This is a genomic window from Ferrovibrio sp. GW821-FHT12B10 (assembly GCF_058807515.1).
Genome location: NZ_JBXAQT010000001.1, coordinates 3,403,732 through 3,418,708 on the forward strand (window position 1 = coordinate 3,403,732; position 14,977 = coordinate 3,418,708).

A 14,977-nucleotide genomic window follows, 5' to 3' on the forward strand; every position below is an offset into this window, starting at 1 on the left:
GACCAACAGATAGTGAGAGCGAGTTTCGCTTTTAACCGGGCCTCGGCAAAGATTCCGTTAATGTCTCCGAGATATTCTATCCCCTTGATTCAACTAAGATTTGCAGGCAAACAGAAACGATGCTGGAGCGTTGGACGGCAGCAATGATGACCGTGGACTGGGCGGCCCAGGGCCCCTGGCTGGTCCTGCTGCTGATTCTGTTGAGTGGCCTGCTGCTGCCGGCGGGGGTTTATGCGCTGTTCGACCGCTGGGCGGCGCGGCGCCTGCGTATCGACACCATTGCGCTGGCCACCCGCTATGGCGGCTTCATGAACTCCTGGGCTGTCTTCGGCCGCCATGCGGGCGAATACCGCGACGTGCGGCCGCTGTTCCCCGAGGCGCAGGCCGCCGAGCTGGCGCGCTTCCATGATGGCACCGCCTGCATCGCCGCCCGCTTCCGCACCGACGATGCCGCCACCAGTGCCGCCCAGCTGCGTTTCGCCAGTTTCGCCGCCGCCGGTGTTGAATACGCCGATGCGGGCATGTCATTCCAGACCGCCGGCGCCACTGAGAAAAGCGGTGGGAAAAGCGGCGGCTATCTGCGTGGCCAGTGGCTGGTGATCGGTGACACGCTGTTTGCTTTTTACGGCCCCGATAGCGCCGCGCTGTCACGCCGGCGCCAGGCCACGCCGGCGCTGCGGGCGCGCCGTTTCCCCGGTCCGCTGCGCCTGCTGCACAGCCGCACCGGTCATATGGTGATCGCCATCCTGTGGATCGGTCTGCATCTGGGCTTGGCCAGCGAATGGCTGGAGCGCACCGCCATGCGTCCGGGCGAGGGCGCGCCAGTGCCGGTTAGCGAGCTGCGCCTGCGCCTGATCGGCCTGGATGGCGGAAGGTTGAAACTGAATGCCCTGCGCAAGCCCGATGGCCTGATCCTCTCGGGTCGCAGCGACGACCTGCTGCAGAAGGATCTCGGCCTCCTGGCCGGGCGCGACTGGATCGCCGGGCTGGACCTGGTCATCGATACCGAACGCAGCGTCGTCAAAGCGTTGCCACTGGTCGGCCGCACGGCCGAGCCTGAACAACTGGGCGCGCCGCCACCGCCGCCGGCGCGCTGGCGCAACAATGCCTTGCTGTTCGAGGCCGGCGATCCGCTGCTGCGCGCCGTGCGCGATACCGTGCTGGCGGCCGGCTGGGAGTGGCAGCCGGTGTTGTGGCCGGCGCCGCCCAGACTGCACTTGAGCTGGCTGCAGTGGGCATGGCCTCGCTCTGACGGCTGACCTATAGTTCCTCCATAGACGGAGGAACCCATGCCCAAAGGCTACAAGGCCATGCTCGACGAAGCGCTGGCCGAGATCGTCACCCTGACGCCGCAGCAGGCCGCCGCACAGCTCGGCAAACCCGATGTCGTCTTTGTCGACATTCGCGATCCGCGCGAGCTGGAGCGCGATGGCCTGATCCCGGGCTCCTATCACGCGACGCGTGGCATGCTGGAATTCTGGATCGATCCGGAAAGTCCGTATCACAAGACGCTGTTCGCCGAGGACAAGACCTTCATCTTCTATTGCGCCGGTGGCCTGCGTTCGGCGCTGGCCACCAAGACCGCCAAGGACATGGGTATCCAGAAGCTCGCCCATATTGATGGCGGCTTCAGCGAGTGGAAGAAGCTCGGGCTGCCCACGACTGAGTGGACCAAGAAATGAGCGGGCCTCTCGCCGGACTCAAGGTCATCGAGATGCCGGCGATCGGTCCGGTGCCTTTCTGCGGCATGCTGCTGGCCGATCTCGGCGCCGATGTGTTGCGCATCGACCGCACCGGCGATGTTGATCTCGGCCTGCCGATCGAGCCGAAATACGAACTGCTCGGACGCGGCAAGCGTTCGCTTGCGCTCGACCTTAAAGATCCGAAGGCGATCGCGCTGATGCTCGACCTGATGGGCAAGGCCGATGTGGTGATCGAGGGTTTTCGCCCCGGTGTGATGGAGCGTCTGGGGCTTGCCCCCGATGTGGCGCAGCAGCGCAATGCGAGGCTGATCTATGGCCGCATGACCGGCTGGGGCCAGGACGGCCCGATGGCCATGGCCGCCGGCCATGACATCAACTACATCGCGCTGACCGGCGCGCTGCATGCCATTGGCCACAAGGATGGCAGACCGGTGCCGCCGCTTAATCTGGTCGGCGATTTCGGCGGCGGATCGCTCTATCTCGCCATGGGCATTCTCGCTGCGCTGTTCGAGCGCCAGCAGTCCGGCAAAGGGCAGGTTGTCGATGCCGCCATGGTGGATGGCGCGGCCTCGCTGATGACCATGTTCTACGGCATGAAGGGCGCGGGGCTGTGGAGCGATGTACGCGGCGTCAACATGCTGGATACCGGCGCGCCCTGGTATGACACGTATGAATGCAGCGATGGCGGCTTCGTCGCTATCGGTTCCATCGAGGGCAAGTTCTACGCCGACCTCATCAAGATGCTTGGCCTCGACCCGGCTGTTCTCCCCAAGCAGCATGACCGCAAGCGCTGGTCATCCTTGCGCGCCGCCATCGCCGCGACCTTCCGGACGAAGACGCGCGATGACTGGTGCGCCCTGATGGAAGGTAGCGACATCTGCTTCGCCCCGGTGCTGAGCCTGGATGAGGCGCCGAAGCACAGGCATATGGCGGCGCGACAGACCTTTGTGTCGCCTGACGACGTGCTGCAGCCCGCGCCGGCGCCGCGTTTCTCGCGTACGCCGGGCAAGATTGCCCGCAAGCCGCCCACGCGCGGCGAGGGTGGCGCTGCAGCGCTCAAGGACTGGGGCCTGAAAACGGGAGAGTGAAGCATGGCGCGTCTGGCGAATAAGGTTGCGCTGATCACCGGCGCGGCTTCGGGCTTCGGCAGGGCCACGGCGGCGCTGTTTATCGCCGAGGGCGCGCGCGTCATCCTGACGGACCGCAATACCGATGGCGGCATGGCCGCTGCGGCGGCGCTTGGCGCTCATGCCCGCTTCCGGCCGCTGGATGTGACGCTGGAGGCGGAGTGGCAGACGGTGATCACCGATATCGGCGATCACGAAGGCCGGCTGGATATGCTGGTCAACAATGCCGGCATCGGGCTGAGCCGTAAGGTGACCGAGATGACGCTCGAGGAATGGCGTCGCGTGCAGGCGGTGAATTCCGATGGCGTCTTTCTCGGCTGCAAGCACGCCATCCCGCTGATGCGGCAGCCGGCGGCGAACAAGCCCGATGGTGGCGGCTCCATCGTCAATATCGCCTCCGTCTTCGGCAAGACCGGCGCGCCGGATGTCAGTGCCTATTGCGCCTCCAAGGGTGCGGTGACGCTGTTCACCAAGGCGCTGGCCATGGAGGCAGCCTATGGCCGCTGGAACATCCGCGTAAATTCTGTGCACCCTGCCTATGTTGACACCCCGCTGGTGCGGGAACACATGGCGCAGATGGGCGAACCCGAGAAGGTCCGCAAGTTTCTCGAACGCCTGCATCCGATTGGCCGCATGGGCACGGTGGAGGAGGTTGCGAAGGCCATTCTCTATCTCGCCAGCGATGACGCGAGCTTCACCACCGGCAGCGAACTGATGGTGGATGGCGGCATGACCGCCCAATAAACGGCCCGACAGGCAGTAGCGGCCGGTTGCGGCATGCTCCTTGCATTTTCTATGCTCTTTCAGTGCCAGCAAGGAGTGACGTCATGGTCGAGAGCAATATCCGGGTCAACCGCGACCGTCTGTGGGACAGCCTGATGGAGATGGCCAAGATCGGCGGCACGCCCAAGGGCGGCTGCGCGCGCCTTGCGCTGACCGATCTCGACAAGCAGGGACGTGATCTCTTCGTCCGCTGGTGCAAGGAGGCCGGCTGCACCATCAGTGTCGACCGCATGGGTAACATCTTCGCCCGCCGGCCCGGCAAGAATAACGACCTGCCGCCGGTGGTGACCGGCAGCCATCTCGACACGCAGCCGACTGGCGGCAAGTTCGATGGCGTCTATGGCGTGCTGGCCGGCCTGGAAGTGATCCGTACCCTCAACGACCACAAGTTCGAGACCGAAGCGCCGGTCGAAGTCTCGGTCTGGACCAATGAGGAAGGCTCGCGCTTCGCGCCGGCCATGGTGGCCTCTGGCGTTTTCGCCGGCGTGTTCACCGAAGAGTATGGACTGAGCCGCGCCGACCTCGATGGCAAGACCATCGGTGATGAGCTGAAGCGCATCGGCTATTTCGGCGATCTCCCGGTCGGTGGTCGCAAGTTCAAGGCCTTCTTCGAGGCGCATATCGAACAGGGCCCGATCCTGGAAGCAGAAGTGAAGACCATCGGCGTGGTGCAGGGTATCCAGGGCATGCGCTGGTTCGAGGTCACCATCACCGGCAGCGAAAGCCATGCCGGCACCACGCCGATGCCGCGCCGCAAGGATGCCATGCTGGGATGCGCCCGCATCGTCGAACGCGTGCACCAGATCGCGCTGGATAACGCGCCGGCGGTCACCACCGTGGGTCTGGTGAAGGTGATGCCGAATTCGCGCAACACCATTCCGGGTGAGGTGTTCTTCAGCGTCGACCTGCGTCATCCCTTCGATGATGTGCTGGCCAAGATGACCGAGACGCTACATGCGGCCTGCGCCGAGGTCTGTGAGCCGCTCGGGCTCAAGGTTGAATGCAAGGAGATCTGGCATTCTCCGGCCACCCATTATGACGAGGGTTGCATCTCGGCGGTGCGCAAGGCGGCGCAGGATTGTGGCTACGCCTGGCGCGACATTACTTCCGGCGCCGGGCATGACGCCGGCTACATCAACCGCGTGGCGCCGACCGCCATGGTCTTCGTGCCCTGCGCCGACGGCATCAGTCATAACGAGGTCGAGACGGCGACGCCTGAGGATCTCGCGGCGGGCTGCAACGTGCTGCTGCGCGCGATGCTGGAACACGCCGCCTGAGCGCGCTATGTCTAGGGCGGTTCTATTCCGTCTGATGACATAGGGAGTGAAACATGGATTTCGGTATCAAGGGCCGCAACGCGCTGGTCTGCGCGGCGAGCAAGGGCCTCGGTTTTGGTTCGGCGCTGGCGCTGGCCAAGGAGGGCGTGAACGTAACCATCACCGCGCGCGGCGCCGACACGCTGGAAGCGGCGGCCAAGAAAATCCGTGAAGCCGCGCCTGGCGTCACCGTGAAGACGGTGGCCGGCGACATCACCACCGATGCCGGCCGCGCCGAAGCGCTGGCGGCCGCCGGCGAGATCGACATCCTGGTCAACAACGCCGGCGGTCCGCCGCCGGGCAGCTTCCGCGACTGGGATCGCGAGCATTGGATCAAGGCCCTGGACGCCAACATGATCACGCCGATCCTGCTGGCCAAGGCGGTGGTCGACAAGATGGCGGCGCGCAAATGGGGCCGCATTGTCAATATCACCTCCAGCTCGGTGAAGGCGCCGATCCCGGTGCTCGGCCTGTCCAACGGCGCGCGCTCGGGCCTGCATGGCTTCATCGCCGGCATGTCGAAGCAGGTGGCCAAGGATGGCATCACCATCAACAACCTGCTGCCGGGCCGTTTCCTCACCGATCGCCTGAAGACCACCATCGGTGCTGCCAGCAAGAAGGAAGGTGCCGAGCTGGAAGAAGAGCTGATCAAGCAGGCCGCCACCATTCCCACCGGCCGTTTCGGCACGGCAGAGGAGTTCGGCCAGGTCTGCGCCTTCCTGTGCTCGATGCAGGCCTCGTATATGACGGGTCAAAATGTGCTGCTGGATGGCGGCAACTACCCGGGCAGTTTCTAACGCTGTTTATGGTGGGAGAGGGGGCATTGCGCCCCCTTTCTTTTTGATCTTGCGCCAACTAGACCAGTCTATATAATTGCAGCATGAGCAAAACCCTCTCGGCGGCTAAAAAGCCCATTACCACGCGCGACCGCTTTGTCGTGATGACGGCCAAGCTGATGTCGCGGCGCGGCTATGCCGGTGTGGGCCTGAACGAGATCGTCGAGAAAAGCGGCGCGCCGAAAGGTTCGCTCTATCACTATTTCCCCGCAGGCAAGGAACAGCTGGCCGCCGCCGCCGTCACCTGGGCGTCGGACTGCTTTCTCGAAACCCTGAAGGCCGAGATCGCGCAGAGCGGCTCGGCCGCCGCCGCCATCCACGTGCTGGTCGACCGCATCGCTGGCTGGATGGAGGAGTCAGGTTTCAAGGACGGCTCGCCACTCACCATCGTCGCGGTTGAGACCGGGGCCTTCGTCGAGCCGCTGCGGCTCGCCTGTCAGGCCGGCTACCAGGCCTGGGCCGACCTGCTCGCCGACCAGTTGCGCCGTGACGGCAAGTCGGTGAAGGAGGCCAGCGATCTGGCGCTCTGGGCGGTCGCCACGCTGGAAGGCGCGATCATCCTGGCCCGCACCCAGCATTCGGCCGAGCCGCTGCGCCGCATCGGCAAACTCATGCAACGGAGTCTCAAATGAGTGACGACAAGCCGACCCTGCTGCTCGACCGCGCCCGGCTGGAGCATGTGATCTCGCTCAGCACCTTCACCAGCTGGGTCGGCACCCGTGTGCTCGATCTGGAGCCAGGGCGGGTCAAGGTGGAGATCGATGTGCGGCCCGAGATGAAGCAGCACCATGGCTTTGTCCATGGCGCCATCCTTGGCTACATGGCCGATACGGTCTGCGCCTGGGCGGCAGCGTCCGTCGTCGGCGATGTCGTGACCTCGGAATACAAGCTCAACCTGCTGGCGCCGGCGATTGGCGAGAAGCTGACCGCCGTCGGCACGGTGATCAAGGCTGGCAAGCGCCAGGCCGTGACCCGCGCCGATGTCTTCGCCGTCAAGGATGGCGAGGAGCGGATCGTGGCCACGGCGCTGGCCACGATCGCGCGGGTGTAGGTCTTACTTCTCAACCGGGTGCTGGGCGCGGAAGCCGACCTGCAGCCGGTTCCAGGTATTGATCACGCCGATCGCCATGGTCAGGTTGACCTGCTCTGTCTCGGAGAACTGCGCCTTCACCAGCGCGTAATCTTCATCCGACGCGCCGGTCTGGGCCACCAGCGTCAGCGCCTCGGTCCAGGCCAGCGCCGCACGCTCGCGCTCGCTGTAGAGCGGGCTTTCGCGCCAGGCGTTCAGCATGTACAGCCGCATCTCGGTCTCGCCGGCCTTGCGGGCGTCGGTGGCGTGCATGTGGATGCAGAAGGCGCAGCCGTTGATCTGCGAGGCGCGCAGCTTCACCAGTTCCAGCAGGCTGTGCTCCAGGCCGCAATTGGCGACGGCGCCGGACAGCGCCAGCATGCTCTTCATGATCTCGGGGGTGGCGGCCTTGAAGTGGTCTTTCAGTCGGGGAGTCATTTGTCTTTTCTCCAGTCATTGTCATGTAGACATCCGATAGACGGGGCAGGGCCGCCGTTTGTGACAGGGCAGGACAGGGTTTTGTCGCAGGCCGGATCAATGCTAGGGGCAATCCCGGCGTAACCTGCCGTCGGGGCAGGCCTTTTGGCCTCGCCGAGGTTGTTGTGCACCCTCCGGCTCAGCGTTACACTCCATCGCTTTCCAGTGCCAAGAGGCCTGAATAATGAGCTGGGAAGCCGAGATCGCCGAACTGCGGCGACGTGAAGAGATGGCCCGCCAGATGGGTGGGGCCGACAAGATCAAGCGCCAGCATGACGGTGGCAAGCTGACGGTGCGCGAACGCATCGACCAGTTGCTCGACCCCGGCACCTTCCACGAAGTCGGCGCCATCGCCGGCCGCGCGCGCTATGACGCGGACGGCAATCTCCAGGAGTTCAGCCCGACGAATTTCGTCTTCGGCCGTGGCCGTATCGACAACCGGCCGGTCGTGGTCGGTGGCGACGACTTCACCGTGCGCGGCGGCGCTGCCGATGCCTCAATCTGGCAGAAGCAGGTCCATGCCGAGCAGATGGCCAACGAACTGCGCCTGCCGATGATCCGGCTGGTGGACGGCACCGGCGGCGGCGGTTCGGTCAAGTCGCTGGAGATGGAAGGCCGCACTTACGTGCCGCTGATGCCGGGCTGGGAGCATCTGGTCAGCAACCTCTCCACCGTGCCGGTCGTGGCATTGGCCCTCGGCTCGGTTGCAGGCCTCGGCGCGGCGCGCGCCGTCAGCAGCCATTTCTCGGTGATGGTCGAGGGCATCTCGCAGATGTTCATCGCCGGACCGCCGGTGGTGGCGCGCACCGGCGTGACCATGACCAAGGAAGAGCTCGGCGGCGTGGATATCCACACGCGCGCCGGTGCGGTCGATCTGGCGGTCGCCAGCGAGGCCGAAGCTTTTGAAGCCGCGCGACGCTTCCTGTCTTATCTGCCGCAGTCGGTCTACGAGCTGCCGGCGCGTATCCCGCCGAAAGACGACGCGAACCGCCGTGAGGAGAAACTGCTCTCGGTCGTGCCGCGCGATCGCCGCCGCGTCTACAAGATCCGCGAGATTCTGGACTCCGTCGTCGATGACGGCAGCTTCTTCGAGATGGGCCGGATGTATGGCCGCTCGGTGGTGACGGGTCTGGCGCGCCTCGACGGCTGGCCGGTCGCCATCCTGGCCAGCGATCCCTATCATTACGGTGGCGGCTGGACCGCTGATGCGGCGCACAAGATCACGCGCTTTGTCGATCTGGCCGAGACCTTCCATCTGCCGGTGGTGCATTTCGTCGACATCCCGGGCTTCCTGATCGGCCCGGAAGCCGAGCAGAGCGGCACCATCCGCCATGGTGCCCGCGCGCTCACCGCCGTCTACCAGGCCAGCGTGCCCTGGTGCTCGATCATCCTGCGCAAGGCTTTCGGCGTCGCCGGCGCGGGGCATTCCAATCACACGCGCCTGCGCTACCGTTATGCATGGCCGTCCGGCGACTGGGGCAGCCTGCCGCTGGAAGGCGGCATCGAGGCGGCCTATCGCGCCGATCTGGAAAAGGCGGATGATCCCGCCGCATTGCTGAAACAGATCGAAGAGAGACTGAACCAGGTGCGCTCGCCGTTCCGCACGGCGGAAGCTTTCCTGGTCGAGGAGATCATCGATCCGCGCGACACGCGGCCGCTGCTTTGCGAATTCGCCAACCTTGCTGCCCCCTTGCGTAAGACAGGACCCTCAAGCTTCGGGTACAGACCATGAGCACCACCGACATTCCCAATATCCCGAACGAGAAGAAAGCAGCGCCGAAGTCCATCGTGCTGACCTCGCACCCGAGCACCACGGTCAGCGGCAAGCCGCTGCCGGTGGAGTGGGGCGCGGCCGACCCGCAGCAGCGCGGCCCGCTGGTGGCGACGCTCAAGAATCCAGGCGGCAAGAATGCCATCGGCACGCATTCCGGCGCCTATTCGCTCTATCGCGCGCTTGCCGTGGCGTCGGGCCAGCTCAAGGCCGAGCACAAGCCTGATCTCACCAACACTGCGCCGGCCGAGCCGCTGGGTCCTTTCCCGCAATGGGCCGATCCGGAGAAGATCGTCTCGCTCGATCCTTGGGGCCATATCACCAGTCAGGTCTTCGCCGAGCAGATCAATGCCGGCTGGGACGTGCGCCCGACCATCGCGGTCACCAAGGCGCATATCAACATGCCCGAGCTGCACGACGCCGTGCGCGCCGGCCGCATCAAGCCGGACGGGAATATCCTCGCGTCCAATGGCGACGTGAAGGTGACCAAGGTGGCGGTCGAGCCGGTCTGGTATCTGCCCGGCGTGGCCAAGCGCTTCAAGATCAGTGAGACCGAACTGCGGCGCGGCCTGTTCGAGCAGACCGGCGGCATGTTCCCCGAACTCGTCACGCGCCCCGACCTCAAGGTCTTCCTGCCGCCGATCGGCGGCATGACCATCTATCTGTTCGGCGATGTATCCAAGCTGGGCAAGCCGGCAACCAGGATCGCTTGCCGCATCCATGACGAATGCAACGGCTCGGATGTGTTCGGCTCGGATATTTGCACATGCAGGCCCTACCTTGCCCATGGCATCGAAGTTTGTATTGAAGAGGCCCAGCAGGGCGGCGTCGGCGTCATCGTCTATAACCGCAAGGAAGGCCGGGCACTCGGCGAGGTGACCAAGTTCCTGGTCTACAACGCGCGCAAGCGCCAGGAATCGGGCGACCGCGCCGAGACCTATTTCCAGCGCACGGAGTGTGTGGCCGGCGTGCAGGACATGCGCTTTCAGGAGCTGATGCCGGACGTGCTGCACTGGCTCGGCATCAGCCGCATCGACCGGCTGGTGTCGATGAGCAACATGAAGTTCGAGCCCATCGTCAGCAGCGGTATCCAGGTGGTCGAGCGCGTGCCGATCCCCGATGAACTGATCCCCGCCGATGCGCGGGTGGAGATGGACGCCAAGAAGGCGGCCGGCTATTTCACCGACAAGGTGCCGGACGCCGATGAGTTGAAGAAGGCCAAGGGCCGCGCCTTAGAAGAATAAGCTGGGAAGAGTAAGGAGTTGTCTTGTGAGTAATCTGAACGATCCGGCGCAGGCGGTGGCCTGGCTGCGCAGTCCCCAGGCGATCCGCGAGCGCTGCCATTCGCTGTTCAACCTGGCCGAACGCGAGGCACTGCCGAATTTCAGCCTGCATCTGGACAGGCTGGAGCCTGCCGCCGATTACGTGGCGCAGGTGATCCGCGAGAATTATCCCACGCTGGCCATCCCCTATCATGCGCGTTGGCGGCATTTCGCCGCCAACGGCATCGACCGCTGGCGCCAGCTTGCCGGCACGCTGCACGGCGTGGATGCCGACGAGATCGCGCGTATCCGCTTCGACCTCTGCGTCACCAGCGTGCTGCTGGATGCCGGCTCGGGCCCGGGCTGGAGCTACACCGAAGAGGGCCATGGCCCGGTGGCACGCTCGGAAGGTCTGGCGGTTGCCAGCCTGCACGCCTTCAAGGCTGGGCTGTTCTCGGGCGACAAGGCACAGCCGCTGCGCGCCGATGCCGCCGGGCTGTCACCGCTCGCCCCCAATGCCATCGCCCATGCTTTTCAGGTCAGTGACAGGAACCCGCTGGTCGGGGTCGAGGGCCGTGCGGCACTGCTGCGCAATCTGGGGCAGGCGCTGAAAAGCCGGCCGGACCTGTTCGGCCCGCAGGCCCGCATCGGCGGGCTTTACGATTATCTGAAAGCCCGCGTGAAAGACCGCAAGCTGCCGGTCACCGCCATCCTGTCGGCCGTGCTGGAAGGGCTGGGCCCGATCTGGCCGTCGCGCATGACCATCGACGGCGTCAATCTGGGCGATGTCTGGCGCCATCGCGGCCTGATGAGTGGCGATCTCACCTCCGGGCTGATCCCGTTCCACAAGCTGTCGCAGTGGCTCACGTATTCCCTGGTCGAAATCTTCGAGGATGCCGGGATCGCCGTGACCGATCTGGATGACCTGACCGGCCTGCCGGAATACCGCAACGGCGGCCTGTTCATCGATCTGGGCGTGCTGGGCGTGCGCCATGACGCGCTGCTGAGATACCCGATCCCGGTCGAGGACGAGGCCGTGGTGGAATGGCGTGCGCTGACTTTGGCGCTGCTCGACCGCATCGCCGACCCGGTCCGGGCCCGTCTGGGCAAGACGGCGGCCGAGATGCCGCTGGCCCGTATTCTGGAGGGCGGCACCTGGGCGGCCGGGCGCAAGATCGCCCGGGAGAAGCGTCCGGATGGCGGCCCGCCGCTGACCGTGGCCAGCGACGGCACGGTTTTCTGATTTCATGCTCGGGGGAGAGTAGACGATGAACGCGTTTCCCAATGCCACCGTGGTCCAGCATCCGCTGGTGCAGCACAAGCTGACCCTGCTGCGCCGCAAGGAGGTCTCCACGGCCGAATTCCGCCGTCTGGTGCGCGAGCTGAGCCTGCTGCTCTGCTACGAGGTGACCCGCGACCTGCCGCTGGAGAAGGTGGATATCGAGACCCCGCTGGAGCATATGAAGGCGCCGCTGCTCTCGGGCAAGAAGCTCTGCTTCGTCTCCATCCTGCGCGCCGGCAACGGCATCCTGGACGGCATGCTGGACCTGGTGCCCTCGGCCCGCGTCGGCCATGTCGGCCTCTACCGCGACCCCGAGACCCTGGTGCCGGTGGAATACTACCTGAAGCTCCCCGAGGATGTGCGCGAGCGCCTGGTGATCGTGGTCGATCCGATGCTGGCGACGGGCCATTCGGCGGCTGCCGCCGTCACCCGCCTGAAGGAGGCCGGCGCCAGCCAGATCAAGTTCGTTTGCCTGCTCACCGTGCCCGAGGGCTTGCGGGTCATGCAGGACAACCACCCGGACGTGCCGGTCTTCACCTGCGCCATCGACCGCCAGCTCGACGATCACGGCTATATCCGCCCGGGTCTGGGCGATGCCGGCGACCGCATCTATGGGACGAAATAGGGCGCCTGGTTCGCCCTTTCGTATCGGCGGTCACAGCCACCGGGCCGGGTCCGCGCCATATTCGGGACAATCTTAAAACCTGTCCCCCGTCCTCCTGTGAAAGGAGAGCCGTGTCATGGCCACCATGTTCCTTCATCGCGTTCTGCGCGTCTCGCTCACCCTTGCCGCTGCCGCTGTGGCTGGCGTCGCCGCCAGCGCCTGGGCTGCCGAGCAGCCTGTCGCCGGCTTCGGCGTCCAGCCGGCCGCCGTCACCAGTCCTCAGCCTCGCGTGGTGGGGCAGGAGAGCCGGCGCGGCCTTCCCATCGTTCTGGGCAACCGGATCGCCAGCGGCCCCGGCTCGGGCGTGAAGTTCACCCTGGACGACCGCACCAGCGTCATCATCGGCCCCAACAGCGTCATCAGCGTCGACGAGTTCGCTGCCGACCGGGTGGTGCTGCGGCTGGAGCGCGGCAGCTTCCTGCTGGACTCCGCCAATCCCGGCAATGTGTACGTTGTCATGCCGGCCGGCAGCGTGGCGGTGAAGGCCGCCACCGTGGGCGGCCGGATCGGGCCTGACGCCACGGAAATCGCGCTCTTGAGCGTCGGCCGCGCCGAGGTCACCGGTTTCGGCGGCCATAGCGTGAAGCTGGAGCAGATCGGCGCCGCGACGCGCCTGAACGGCCTGGCCGGCCCGAGCCAGCCGGCGGTTCTGCCGCCGCAGCGGCTGCAGGATTTCATCGGACTGACCAGCCAGCTCGCCCAGCGTGCCGGCGGTGCGCACGACCAGAGCGGGGCGCTCTGACGCTCGACTCGTTTTCGCTGCGGCGCGCTGACGCCGCCGCAGCGGCCCGCGCGGGGGCAATGTGACACCTGCTTACGAAATTTTTATCTCCAGCCGCCGCGTCTGGCCACGCTCCCGCCGACAACTCTCCAGATGAAGAAAAGCCGCACACCATGCGGCTTTTTTCATGCTCGGCGGCGAAGTGGCGGAGCGCAGCTGTGTCGCTGGGAACACGGCTCCGGCAAAAAATTTTCCCCACCGGGCAATTTCCTATTGCAATGGGGGCGCGATGCTGTAAATACCGCTTTCAACGACGCACCCGCACGTGCCGATGGCCCCTGGCAGGTTATGCAACGACGAACGCGTCCTTTTTGGTCGCACAGTTTGAAAGCTGTGCCGGTTTAAAGCCGGTCCGAGAGGGAGGTTTCGATGCTTGCAGCCAGCGCTGGCCGCACCAATACCCGTCTGCGACGCAATTCGCAGAAGCGTATCGAGTTGGGTCAAATTACCCCCAAGATGCAGAAGTTTCTCGCCGAAGCGCGGGACACCGAGCCGTTCCTGGTCGTCGATGTCGATATCGTCGAGCAGAACTATCGCGAGCTGCGCCGTCTGCTGCCGCTGGCCAAGGTGTACTACGCCATCAAGGCGAACCCGGCCCCCGAGATTCTGCGCCGCCTGCGCACGCTCGGCTCGAATTTCGACACGGCTTCGGCCAACGAGATCGAGCAGTGCATGCTGCAGGGCGTGACGCCGGACCGCATCTCGTTCGGCAACACCATCAAGAAGAAGCGCGACATCGCCTGGGCCTTCGAGCAGGGCGTGCGCCTCTATGCCTTCGACTCGCTGTGCGAGCTGGAGAAGCTGGCCGAGCTCGCGCCCGGGTCCCAGGTCTTCTGCCGCGTGCTGATGGAATGCGAAGGCGCCGAATGGCCGCTGTCGAAGAAATTCGGCTGCGCCCCGCGCATGGCTGCCGACCTGCTGGTCAAGGCACGTGAGCTGGGTCTGGACCCCTATGGCATCTCCTTCCATGTCGGCTCGCAGCAGACCGATCTGAACCAGTGGGACAAGGCTGTCGCCCAGGTCTCGCAGATGTTCACCGTCCTGCAGCAGCACGATGTCGACCTGCGCATGGTCAATCTCGGCGGCGGTTTCCCGGCGCGGTATCGCACCGATATCCCGATGCTGGAGGCGTATGCCCAGGCGATCAGCAACGCCATGACCGATCATTTCGGCAATAACCTGCCGGAAATGATTATCGAGCCGGGCCGCGGCCTGGTGGGCGATGCCGGCGTGATCCAGGCCGAGGTCGTCCTGATCTCGGAGAAGGATTACGACGACGACCGCCGCTGGGTGTACCTCGACATCGGCAAGTTCTCCGGCCTGGCCGAGACGATGGACGAGGCGATCAAGTATCGCATCGTGACTCCGCATGACGGCGGCCCGACCGGCCGTGTGTCGCTTGCCGGTCCGAGCTGCGACAGCGCGGACATCCTGTACGAGAAGGCGGAATACCAGATGCCGCTGGCTCTCGAAGTGGGGGACAAGATCCAGATCCTGTCCACCGGTGCTTACACGACGACCTATTCGTCGGTTGGCTTCAACGGCTTTCCGCCGTTGAAGAGCTACTGCATCTAACAGCGTAGCGGTTCCAACGTACCGAGTGGGTTCCGAAAGGGCCGGCCGCGCAAGCGGCCGGCCTTTTTGCTGGGGGGACGCCAACAGGTTTTAGGTTCAGTTTTTGGGCCGTCTGCGGTCTTTTGCCGATCTGCCCCGGTTTTCTGCAACCGGGGGACGGGTGACGGGTGCATACAACCCAACTCCAATTTGCCTAACATCTATGTGTTATTGGGAAAACCCCGTTTCCTGTTGCGGCCACGTCTCGCCTGTGTGACAAATTTGCCGCCCGAAAAACGCGTATAATAATGCGACTCCACGGCATGGGTCGCGAAACAGGGAATTGGGGCCG

15 protein-coding genes are annotated in these 14,977 nt (G+C 64.9%); 14 read left to right on the forward strand and 1 reads right to left on the reverse strand.

Annotation, left to right across the window (positions count from 1 at the left end; genetic code table 11):
- The first annotated feature begins 119 nt into the window (after positions 1-119).
- The 8 genes from AC1RRT_RS16960 (at position 120) to AC1RRT_RS16995 (ending at position 6,816) form a co-directional block, all read left to right on the forward strand.
- The gene (locus AC1RRT_RS16960; protein WP_493014991.1) at positions 120-1,259 is read left to right on the forward strand and encodes a hypothetical protein; all 1,140 of its coding nucleotides are present in this window, start codon (positions 120-122) and stop codon (positions 1,257-1,259) included.
- Between the two features lie 30 nt (positions 1,260-1,289).
- Entirely contained in the window at positions 1,290-1,682 is a 393-nt protein-coding gene (locus AC1RRT_RS16965) for a rhodanese-like domain-containing protein (RefSeq protein ID WP_493014992.1), read from the forward strand.
- The gene (locus AC1RRT_RS16970) at positions 1,679-2,791 is read left to right on the forward strand and encodes a CaiB/BaiF CoA transferase family protein (protein ID WP_493014994.1); all 1,113 of its coding nucleotides are present in this window, start codon (positions 1,679-1,681) and stop codon (positions 2,789-2,791) included. The genes AC1RRT_RS16965 and AC1RRT_RS16970 overlap by 4 nt, the downstream gene beginning before the upstream one ends.
- 3 nt (positions 2,792-2,794) lie before the next feature.
- Positions 2,795-3,574 carry an SDR family NAD(P)-dependent oxidoreductase gene (locus tag AC1RRT_RS16975; RefSeq protein ID WP_493014995.1) on the forward strand — a complete coding sequence of 260 codons (780 nt, stop codon included), beginning with the start codon at positions 2,795-2,797 and terminating at the stop codon, positions 3,572-3,574.
- 83 nt (positions 3,575-3,657) lie between these two features.
- Entirely contained in the window at positions 3,658-4,890 is a 1,233-nt protein-coding gene (locus tag AC1RRT_RS16980; protein WP_493014996.1) for a Zn-dependent hydrolase, read from the forward strand.
- A gap of 53 nt (positions 4,891-4,943) precedes the next feature.
- A complete protein-coding gene (locus AC1RRT_RS16985; RefSeq protein WP_493014997.1) occupies positions 4,944-5,726 on the forward strand; it encodes an SDR family oxidoreductase in 783 nt (260 codons plus the stop codon).
- An 83-nt stretch (positions 5,727-5,809) separates the two neighbouring features.
- The gene (locus AC1RRT_RS16990) at positions 5,810-6,397 is read left to right on the forward strand and encodes a TetR/AcrR family transcriptional regulator (protein ID WP_493014998.1); all 588 of its coding nucleotides are present in this window, start codon (positions 5,810-5,812) and stop codon (positions 6,395-6,397) included.
- On the forward strand, positions 6,394-6,816 hold the full coding sequence (locus tag AC1RRT_RS16995) for a PaaI family thioesterase (RefSeq protein WP_493014999.1): 423 nt from the start codon (positions 6,394-6,396) through the stop codon (positions 6,814-6,816). The genes AC1RRT_RS16990 and AC1RRT_RS16995 overlap by 4 nt, the downstream gene beginning before the upstream one ends.
- A gap of 3 nt (positions 6,817-6,819) precedes the next feature.
- Here the strand turns inward: AC1RRT_RS16995 and AC1RRT_RS17000 are convergent, their stop codons facing one another.
- Positions 6,820-7,272, reverse strand: coding sequence for a carboxymuconolactone decarboxylase family protein (locus tag AC1RRT_RS17000; protein WP_493015000.1), 453 nt, complete (start codon positions 7,270-7,272; stop codon positions 6,820-6,822).
- Between the two features lie 223 nt (positions 7,273-7,495).
- On the opposite strand from AC1RRT_RS17000, the gene AC1RRT_RS17005 reads away from it, so the two are divergent.
- The 6 genes from AC1RRT_RS17005 to AC1RRT_RS17030 all read left to right on the forward strand — a co-directional run bounded on the left by AC1RRT_RS17005 (position 7,496) and on the right by AC1RRT_RS17030 (position 14,646).
- On the forward strand, positions 7,496-9,043 hold the full coding sequence (locus AC1RRT_RS17005; RefSeq protein WP_493015001.1) for an acyl-CoA carboxylase subunit beta: 1,548 nt from the start codon (positions 7,496-7,498) through the stop codon (positions 9,041-9,043).
- Positions 9,040-10,326 (forward strand): GTP cyclohydrolase II, encoded by a 1,287-nt coding sequence (locus tag AC1RRT_RS17010; protein WP_493015002.1) that lies wholly within the window; start codon positions 9,040-9,042, stop codon positions 10,324-10,326. The genes AC1RRT_RS17005 and AC1RRT_RS17010 overlap by 4 nt, the downstream gene beginning before the upstream one ends.
- Before the next feature lie 25 nt (positions 10,327-10,351).
- Entirely contained in the window at positions 10,352-11,587 is a 1,236-nt protein-coding gene (locus AC1RRT_RS17015) for a URC4/urg3 family protein (protein ID WP_493015003.1), read from the forward strand.
- Positions 11,588-11,612: 25 nt separating this feature from the next.
- Complete coding sequence (gene upp, locus AC1RRT_RS17020; protein ID WP_493015004.1) at positions 11,613-12,251, forward strand: uracil phosphoribosyltransferase; 639 nt, start codon at positions 11,613-11,615, stop codon at positions 12,249-12,251.
- 115 nt (positions 12,252-12,366) lie between these two features.
- Entirely contained in the window at positions 12,367-13,032 is a 666-nt protein-coding gene (locus AC1RRT_RS17025) for a FecR domain-containing protein (RefSeq protein ID WP_493015005.1), read from the forward strand.
- Between the two features lie 483 nt (positions 13,033-13,515).
- The gene (locus tag AC1RRT_RS17030; RefSeq protein ID WP_493015188.1) at positions 13,516-14,646 is read left to right on the forward strand and encodes a type III PLP-dependent enzyme; all 1,131 of its coding nucleotides are present in this window, start codon (positions 13,516-13,518) and stop codon (positions 14,644-14,646) included.
- The last annotated feature ends 331 nt before the right edge of the window (positions 14,647-14,977 follow it).

Bases quoted from the DNA above. Each gene is read 5' to 3' on its own strand.
- AC1RRT_RS16960 (WP_493014991.1), top strand. From the start codon at position 120: ATGCTGGAGCGTTGGACGGCAGCAATGATGACCGTGGACTGGGCGGCC.
- AC1RRT_RS16965 (WP_493014992.1), top strand. From the start codon at position 1,290: ATGCCCAAAGGCTACAAGGCCATGCTCGACGAAGCGCTGGCCGAGATC.
- AC1RRT_RS16970 (WP_493014994.1), top strand. From the start codon at position 1,679: ATGAGCGGGCCTCTCGCCGGACTCAAGGTCATCGAGATGCCGGCGATC.
- AC1RRT_RS16975 (WP_493014995.1), top strand. From the start codon at position 2,795: ATGGCGCGTCTGGCGAATAAGGTTGCGCTGATCACCGGCGCGGCTTCG.
- AC1RRT_RS16980 (WP_493014996.1), top strand. From the start codon at position 3,658: ATGGTCGAGAGCAATATCCGGGTCAACCGCGACCGTCTGTGGGACAGC.
- AC1RRT_RS16985 (WP_493014997.1), top strand. From the start codon at position 4,944: ATGGATTTCGGTATCAAGGGCCGCAACGCGCTGGTCTGCGCGGCGAGC.
- AC1RRT_RS16990 (WP_493014998.1), top strand. From the start codon at position 5,810: ATGAGCAAAACCCTCTCGGCGGCTAAAAAGCCCATTACCACGCGCGAC.
- AC1RRT_RS16995 (WP_493014999.1), top strand. From the start codon at position 6,394: ATGAGTGACGACAAGCCGACCCTGCTGCTCGACCGCGCCCGGCTGGAG.
- AC1RRT_RS17000 (WP_493015000.1), bottom strand. From the start codon at position 7,272: ATGACTCCCCGACTGAAAGACCACTTCAAGGCCGCCACCCCCGAGATC.
- AC1RRT_RS17005 (WP_493015001.1), top strand. From the start codon at position 7,496: ATGAGCTGGGAAGCCGAGATCGCCGAACTGCGGCGACGTGAAGAGATG.
- AC1RRT_RS17010 (WP_493015002.1), top strand. From the start codon at position 9,040: ATGAGCACCACCGACATTCCCAATATCCCGAACGAGAAGAAAGCAGCG.
- upp (WP_493015004.1), top strand. From the start codon at position 11,613: ATGAACGCGTTTCCCAATGCCACCGTGGTCCAGCATCCGCTGGTGCAG.
- AC1RRT_RS17025 (WP_493015005.1), top strand. From the start codon at position 12,367: ATGGCCACCATGTTCCTTCATCGCGTTCTGCGCGTCTCGCTCACCCTT.